At 33.5% G+C, this 7,407-nt stretch carries 7 protein-coding genes and 1 rRNA gene; 3 read left to right on the top strand and 5 right to left on the bottom strand.

Annotated features, from left to right (window positions below; translation table 11 throughout):
- Positions 1 to 194 precede the first annotated feature (194 nt).
- The gene (locus ACNQGJ_RS11850) at positions 195 to 1,490 is read left to right on the top strand and encodes a TIGR00341 family protein (protein ID WP_417973001.1); all 1,296 of its coding nucleotides are present in this window, start codon (positions 195 to 197) and stop codon (positions 1,488 to 1,490) included.
- 44 nt (positions 1,491 to 1,534) lie between these two features.
- Here the strand turns inward: ACNQGJ_RS11850 and ACNQGJ_RS11855 are convergent, their stop codons facing one another.
- Genes ACNQGJ_RS11855 through ACNQGJ_RS11875 form a run of 5 tightly spaced genes read right to left on the bottom strand, consistent with a single transcriptional unit; the run spans position 1,535 to position 5,133 of the window.
- A complete protein-coding gene (locus ACNQGJ_RS11855) occupies positions 1,535 to 2,593 on the bottom strand; it encodes an ArsO family NAD(P)H-dependent flavin-containing monooxygenase (RefSeq protein ID WP_417973003.1) in 1,059 nt (352 codons plus the stop codon).
- A 7-nt stretch (positions 2,594 to 2,600) separates the two neighbouring features.
- A complete protein-coding gene (arsB, locus tag ACNQGJ_RS11860) occupies positions 2,601 to 3,656 on the bottom strand; it encodes an ACR3 family arsenite efflux transporter (protein WP_417973005.1) in 1,056 nt (351 codons plus the stop codon).
- The gene (locus tag ACNQGJ_RS11865; protein ID WP_417973007.1) at positions 3,656 to 4,291 is read right to left on the bottom strand and encodes an arsenate-mycothiol transferase ArsC; all 636 of its coding nucleotides are present in this window, start codon (positions 4,289 to 4,291) and stop codon (positions 3,656 to 3,658) included. The genes arsB and ACNQGJ_RS11865 overlap by 1 nt, the downstream gene beginning before the upstream one ends.
- 20 nt (positions 4,292 to 4,311) lie before the next feature.
- Complete coding sequence (locus ACNQGJ_RS11870) at positions 4,312 to 4,782, bottom strand: DUF6428 family protein (RefSeq protein ID WP_417973009.1); 471 nt, start codon at positions 4,780 to 4,782, stop codon at positions 4,312 to 4,314.
- An 18-nt stretch (positions 4,783 to 4,800) separates the two neighbouring features.
- Positions 4,801 to 5,133: an ArsR/SmtB family transcription factor gene (locus ACNQGJ_RS11875; protein ID WP_417973011.1), complete on the bottom strand. Its 333-nt coding sequence runs from the start codon at positions 5,131 to 5,133 to the stop codon at positions 4,801 to 4,803.
- Positions 5,134 to 5,774: 641 nt separating this feature from the next.
- Here ACNQGJ_RS11875 and ACNQGJ_RS11880 point away from each other — a divergent pair.
- Together ACNQGJ_RS11880 and ACNQGJ_RS11885 are read left to right on the top strand one after the other, a co-directional pair.
- Complete coding sequence (locus tag ACNQGJ_RS11880; protein ID WP_417973013.1) at positions 5,775 to 6,140, top strand: hypothetical protein; 366 nt, start codon at positions 5,775 to 5,777, stop codon at positions 6,138 to 6,140.
- Between the two features lie 1,157 nt (positions 6,141 to 7,297).
- Positions 7,298 to 7,407: ribosomal RNA gene (locus tag ACNQGJ_RS11885) — 16S ribosomal RNA — on the top strand; the annotation flags it as partial.

A 7,407-nucleotide genomic window follows, 5' to 3' on the forward strand; every position in this document is an offset into this window, starting at 1 on the left:
TTTTTTATCAAGCTCTTTAATTTTGTATTTTTCGTGAATTAAAGAAAGATTTATATTAATGTGTCAGGTTGCTGGATAAATAAGAAAACTTTAAATTAAGTCAAAATTGTTTATCTTGCTGACCTCACAGAGAACGGTACTTTGTAAATTCAGATTTTTAAAGTAATCTTGAAACAGGAAATAAACAAGAAAGCATGAATAAAGTAGTTCATTTTATTGACTTACACAGCGGGGAAGAAGACAAAAAGAAGGTCTTAGACAATGTTAAGGCAAACATCTCTTTTCGAGGATCAAATTTATGGATTTTAGCCTGCGCAATTGTTGTCGCTTCTGTAGGTTTGAATGTAAATTCAACTGCCGTTATCATTGGGGCAATGCTTATTTCGCCTTTGATGGGCCCCATCATTGGTGCTGGTTTTGGTTTAGGAATATATGATTTTAATCTGCTCAAAAGATCACTTAAAAATTTGCTGATCGCTACTGTGGTGAGTTTGGTAGTTTCTACGATTTACTTTTTTTTAAGTCCTTTTAAAGACACGCAGTCGGAGCTTTTGTCAAGAACATCACCTAATATTTACGATATTTTTATTGCTTTTTTTGGAGGACTCGTTGGCGTAATAGCCATCACAAGGGTAGAAAAAGGAAATCCTATTCCAGGAGTTGCCATCGCAACGGCATTAATGCCTCCTTTGTGTACTGCAGGATATGGCTTAGCTTTGGGGAATTTTAGATTTTTTTTTGGTGCGATGTATTTGTACACCATTAATTGTGTTTTCATTTGTATTGCGACCTTTATAATTGTCAAATATTTGAAATACCCATTTGTTAAACAAACCAATTTTAAGAATGAAAAGAGAGTTAGGTATATAATTTCTTTTTTAACTTTAGCACTGATAGTGCCCAGTATCTTTTTTGCGTATCAGCTTTTTCAAGAAAAAAAATACAAACAAAAAGTGGAACAATTTTTACAAGTTGAGTTTATTGATAAAGGATATACTGTTCTGTACAAAAAAACACAATTTACTTCAAACCCAAAAAAAATAGATATTGCTTTTTTGAGAAGGAGACTTGATAAAAACGAAATAAAAGAAGTTAATGAAAAATTGAAAACGTACGAACTGAACAACACAGTTTTAAATATTATTCAAGATACGACCGACTTAAAGCAGGATATTTTAAATGAAATCACTTTTAACAATAAAACGATGAGTGAGAAAGATTTGATTATTGCCAAGCTTCAAAGTCAAATTACTTCTTTAAAATTTGATAACAATGCTGTTTTAAATGAAACAAAAATACTGTTTCCTGAAATTGAAAATATTGCCATTGCGAATCATATCTTTAATGAAGATAAGACTACTAAAAAAGTGATTACGGTAGTGCTTTATGAAAGTAAAAATGATCTAAACACCACCGAAAAACAAAAGCTGACAGCGTGGTTAAAGAATAAATTCAAGACTGATGTTGTAGAAATTTATAAAAGGCAATAAAGAGTTTAAATCTCTGTAATAATTTTATTTTCAAATAAACTGATTTAGTTTTTCTGCAAATATTCAATAATTTCGTTACAGGTTTGTTTGGCATTTCTGTTAATTCCAATGAGTGTTGCAGATGCATAACCAGTCCAGCTACCGTAACCCGCAAGCCACAATCCGGGAAGTTCAGTTGCTTTGCTTTCTTTGGTTTTTATAATGCCTCTTTCATCTGGTGAAACAATATTTTTCAAGAAAGAGGTCGCATAACCAAAACCGGTACACCAGATTATTGCATCAAAATATTCTTTATGTCCGTCAGACCAAATCACACCGTTTTCATTAATTTTTTCAAAACTACCACTTGAAATAAGAATTCCTCTGGATCGAGCTTCCTGAATTGGCGGGACCATTACAATATTTCCCAAATCATAATTGGCCGCATTAAATGGTTTTCCTCCTTTTTCAGCGTTATATTTGGCTGTTGCCACGTTGAAAAGATAAAAACCGTCCACTTCATCTGGTAAATATTGTGGTGGTTTTCTGGTTGACCATTTAATGGAGGTGACTTTAGAAACTTCGGCTACAATTTGCGCTCCTGAATTACCTTCGCCAACTACTAGTACGTTTAAATTCCTAAACTGTTCTGCATTTTTGTAATGGGCGGAATGGATTTGAATTCCTTTAAAAGTATCTATTCCTTTTATCTTTGGAATAAAAGGATTGTTCCAAGTTCCCGCCGCCGCAATAATTGTTTTTGAAAAATAGATTCCTTTCTTGGTGTAAACTTTAAATACTTTATTTTCAGAAGTTATGTTTTCTACAGTAACGGAGCGCTCCATTGGCAATTCGTAGCGCTTTTCATATTGGCACAAATAGTCAATTACTTCTTGTTTTAAAGGAAATAGATTTTCAGATTTTGGCATCAACCAACCCGGCAAAGAGCTGTGTTCGGCAGGAGAAAAAAGCGTCAAACTGTCCCAAGCATGAAGCCAAGCACCACCGCATTTTTCTTCTTTATCCAAGATGAGAAAGTTGAGTTTATGGCGACGTAAATAATATCCAGAAGCCAATCCGCTTTGTCCGCCACCTATAACAATAACATCCAGAATTTTGTTCATTGTAATGTTACTTTAAGTTGTTTTTAGTGTAATATTTCTTTCTTAACCAAAAAGCGACATTTACTAAAATTATCAACGCGGGAACTTCTACTAATGGACCAATAACTCCTGCAAATGCTTGGCCGCTGTTAATTCCAAAAACTCCTATAGAAACAGCAATTGCCAATTCAAAATTATTTCCCGATGCGGTGAACGAAAGCGCAACGGCATCTCTATAATTGGCTCCGATTTTTTTTGAAACAAAAAACATTAGGAAAAACATTATGGTGAAGAAAATGACGAGCGGAATAGCAATTCGTATCACATCAAGTGGCAAATCAACAATCATTTCACCTTTTAAACTGAACATAATTACGATTGTAAAAAGCAAAGCAATCAAAGTTATGGGTGAAACAAAAGGAATAAACTTTTGATTGAACCATTTGTTACCAATGAATTTCTTAATCGCATAACGGCTAATTACAGCTAATGCAAATGGAATTCCTAAATAGATCCCCACTGTAGTAGCAATTTCAGCAATGGTAATATTTAATTCCAAACCTTTTATTCTGAATATCGGGAGCATAATTTCCAAATAGAAATAGGCATACAAGCCAAAAAAGAACACTTGCAGTAAACTATTAATTCCGATTAAGCCCGCTGTTAATTCCCTATTTCCCTCAGCTAATTCATTCCAGACGATTACCATCGCAATGCATGGCGCTATTCCTATTATTATCAAACCCATCATGTATTCCGGATAATCTCTTAAAAAAAATGTTGCCAGTGAAAACATTAAAAATGGACCAACAATCCACGTGATGAGGAAAGAGGCGGTCAGTAATTTTGGTTTTTCTAACATTAATGGAATTTTTGAAAAATCAATTTTAGTGAGTGGTGGATACATCATTAATATTAATCCAATTGCCAGTGGAATATTCGTTGTTCCGCTGGAAAAGGAATTGATAAAGCCGCTGCTTGAAGGGATGAAGTATCCTATGGAAACGCCAATAGCCATTGCTAAAAATATCCAAAGTGTAAGGTAACTATCAAGAAAATTCAATCTTTTTTTATGTGCTGCCATTAGTATGATTTTATTTGTGAGAATACATAAAACATTTCAGTTGCAATTTGTAAACTGCGTTCCTGGTATTTTTCTGCTTGTTGTGGTGTATTGTCAAATGCTTTTGGATCTTCAAAAGTAATTGGAATTCGTTTTTCAGCACCAGCAATAAAAGGACAACCTCCATCTGCTTGAGAGCAAGTCATGATTGCTGCAAATTCACTTTGGGGATTAAAATCATCATCATAGGTTTTTGAAAAGGCAATAATTGGATGCTCATTTTCTCCATATTTTATGGCATAAATTGGGTTAGTTCCTACTGCAATGGTTTTGATTTTAAAACCAGATTGTTCCAATGTTTTGGCGGCCATAGGAAATAAAGCGGTTGCCTCGGTGCCACCAGAATAACAAAATACATTTTTAATATTGAAATGCGCCGCTGCTGTTTGTGCCCATACTTGGGTTAGATGGCTTCTTCTGGAATTGTGAGTGCAAATTAAGTTCAGCCTAACTTCTTGTAGATTGGAAATTTTGTTTTGGATATAGTCAATAAGCGGTTGTAAAACCATTTTACGTTCCTCTGAAATGCTTTCAAAATCAAAATTTTTTATTGTTTCTTCGATTGCTAGAAATACGATTGTTTTAGTAGTTTTCATTTTAAGTACAGTATTAAACATTAGCAGCAGCCACCACCAGGAATGCAGCTATTGGCTTGGCTTTTAATTTCAGATAATTTTACATTTTGTTTTTCTACAGGAATTCCGCATTGGTCTTGAGCCAAACAAGCTGTTTGTTTGTTCAGAAGAGTGAATGCAGTTCCGTTGAAACCTAATTCATATTTACCAATCGTTTCTGCTTGATATTCTACTTCAATTTCGTAATCTTCGATTCCTAACACTTTTTCCGAAAGGGCGATAATGTTTAAAAGCTTTTGTGGTTTTAAGCGGTGTTCAAAGTCATTAGCATCCCATAACTGGAAATTTACCACAGTTTCTTGTCGAACTTTTCCGCCGCAGTCGATAAAATTTTTTGTAATCAAACCCACTTCGGTTACGTGAAAATGTTCTGGAACATAAGTGCCGTTTGGTAATACAAAAACAACGTTTTCCAACGTGCTCAACTCTTTTTTAATTTCGGATAGTTTCATTTTTTTATAATTTAAAAATTAACAACATTGATTTTTCTTATTTTCTAAATAGGTATTAATGTTTTTAAAAAATCCTTTGATTTTCTCAAAGCCTTCTTCATTTAGGCAGTAGCAAATGGAAGCCCCTTCAAAATTGCCTTTTATGAGTCCGGCATTTTTCAATTCCTTCAAGTGTTGAGAAACGGTAGGTTGTGCTAGAGGCAGTTCGTTAACGATGTCACCACATACGCAACTGTTTACTTTTATTAAATGTTGGATTATGGCAATTCGGGCAGGATGACCAATAGCTTTCGCCAATGTTGCCAATTCGTTTTGCTCGTCTGTAAAATGTTCGGATTTAGTAATTCCCATCGTTATATATTTATATTGCAATATTACGATATATCTTAATATGTGCCAAATATAAAATCAATATTTTCGTGTATATTTTTCCAATGACTATTTGGTACACCGTACGTTCTTGCTTTTACAGGTATTTTTTAGTTTTTACGCGCACTGCAATATTTTCCAATGAAAGTATTGTGTGATAAAAAAAATACGGTGATGAAACAATCTCGAGCATTAGAATTAAATACCGTTTATGAAAAAACATAAAAGCTTTGATAACCTTTTAGTAATAACGTGAAATCTTGAAACTATTTTGTTTTCATTGTCACTAATAGATGTACCTTTTGAAGTGTGGACGTGAACATCCTTGGGGAAATTTCAGTACTCAAATGTACATCCTGTATTTCCTCTACTTCTACACGTTAATATTAATTTCCAGTAAAGCATTATCCACAATATTTTGTCGTTAAAATTTTGCCATGATTACCTAAAGTTTAATGATCATTCAGTATAATCAGGCTTTTAGTTTTTAAATTATTAAATGGATAATTGACTGGTCTAACTGTTAATTGGGTATTGTGTCGTGAATAATATATCTAATTTAAGCTGTTTTTATTTAAAAATGTTTAACTTAGTAAACTGAAAATCAATTAAATAAGACAAAAATGAACAATAGAAACGATAAATTGAATTATGATAAAAGAAAACCAGGTAAGAAAGATAAAAATTCAATCCCGGATTCTCTTTTGTACCCTCCGAGTGAAGATATTTACAACCAATTCCATAAAGAAATAGAAATAGATCCGGAAAATCTTTCTAAGAAAAAATCTCCGGTTGAAATAGATACTAACCGGAAACGGAATGAGAAAAATTTTGAAGAGGATGTTTCTGGCGGTGATTTAGACATTCCTGGTTCAGAATTAGATGATGAAATGGAAATCTCTGGAAATGAAGATGAAGAAAATAACCATTATAGTATAGGTGGAGACAACCATAATAATTTAGAGGAGAATGATGGAGATAAAATTTAGTTATTAGCTTTGTCGTAATTGTAGATGCTGATTTAATTAGTTAGTTCATTTTTGCAACAAGATTAATCTATACTTTTTAATGTGAAATAAGGAACTTGGAAAAATAAAAAGGGATAATAAAAACTATTTTGGCGTTCCACCTTATATAAAGAGAGGCAACTATTATATATAGTTGCCTCTCTTTATATAAGGAGTCGGGCTATGCGCTGCAAGTCCTCGCAAAACTCCATTTCATTTCGTTTTTCTGCGGGCTTTCCGCTTCTATCTCTAACGCAAACCTTGGTAAGCCAACGTTTTTAGTTGTTTCGACGAATATTTTGGTACCTTATATATAGGAGAGAATAGAAAAGAGAATTAGTATAATATAATGTATAGGACAAAAACCTTAGTCAGTTTAATCAATGCTTGAATAAAGGCACGGAAGTTATATGTAAAGTTGCAAAGCGTACTGATGAGCTATAAATAATGCAATAATGTTTGAATTTCGAAAGATGTACTAAACAAAGCAATGCTATTGAAGGTACTCTTTCGTTACTGGAATAGGGGATTTTGACAAGAAAACGAGTTTAACGGGTACTGGATTGTAGTTTTGTATAAAAAACTTCTTCCTTCAAAAAACGTGATATCAGTGAGTTAAAGAAAAAGACAATAAAAGGTCAAAAAAAAGGTTAAAAAAAGCTTGTAAAAGCGAATAAAGGGTGTAGTTTTGCACCCGCAATGACGCAGACGTTCTTTAAAATACTGGCAAGTAAAACGGATTAAAGTTGAAAATTTATTTTCAAAAAAAGATTCAAAAAAGCTTGTGAGAATAGAAAACGGATGTTACATTTGCACCCCGCAAAACGTGCAACGTTCCTTGACAAATTGATAAGAAAAAGCGAAGAAAAAGAAATAAAATATTTCTCAAAAAAACTTCAAAATTTTCTTGCCAGTTGAAAAAAGAAGTTGTACTTTTGCACCCGCTTCGAGAAACACTTTAATGAGTGTTAATTGATACGAGAAACAAGAAGAACACGTTCCTAGACATATTGAATTGACAGCCGTTTTAAGAGAGATCTTAAGACAAAAGAATAAGAGTAATAGAATCGAGAGATTTGAAAAAACCACTAGAATTTAGTCGAATAACAATAGCTTGAAGCAATTCGAGCAGACAATATACGATGAAGAGTTTGATCCTGGCTCAGGATGAACGCTAGCGGCAGGCTTAACACATGCAAGTCGAGGGGTATAGTAGCAATACTAGAGACCGGCGCACGGGTGCGTAACG

This window comes from Flavobacterium cryophilum, assembly GCF_048286555.1.
Taxonomy (GTDB): Bacteria; Bacteroidota; Bacteroidia; order Flavobacteriales; family Flavobacteriaceae; genus Flavobacterium.

What these genes read in the sequence shown, in the direction of transcription:
- ACNQGJ_RS11850 (WP_417973001.1), top strand. Translation starts at nt 195, where the DNA reads ATGAATAAAGTAGTTCATTTTATTGACTTACACAGCGGGGAAGAAGAC.
- ACNQGJ_RS11880 (WP_417973013.1), top strand. Translation starts at nt 5,775, where the DNA reads ATGAACAATAGAAACGATAAATTGAATTATGATAAAAGAAAACCAGGT.
- arsB (WP_417973005.1), bottom strand. Translation starts at nt 3,656, where the DNA reads ATGGCAGCACATAAAAAAAGATTGAATTTTCTTGATAGTTACCTTACA.
- ACNQGJ_RS11875 (WP_417973011.1), bottom strand. Translation starts at nt 5,133, where the DNA reads ATGGGAATTACTAAATCCGAACATTTTACAGACGAGCAAAACGAATTG.
- ACNQGJ_RS11865 (WP_417973007.1), bottom strand. Translation starts at nt 4,291, where the DNA reads ATGAAAACTACTAAAACAATCGTATTTCTAGCAATCGAAGAAACAATA.
- ACNQGJ_RS11855 (WP_417973003.1), bottom strand. Translation starts at nt 2,593, where the DNA reads ATGAACAAAATTCTGGATGTTATTGTTATAGGTGGCGGACAAAGCGGA.
- ACNQGJ_RS11870 (WP_417973009.1), bottom strand. Translation starts at nt 4,782, where the DNA reads ATGAAACTATCCGAAATTAAAAAAGAGTTGAGCACGTTGGAAAACGTT.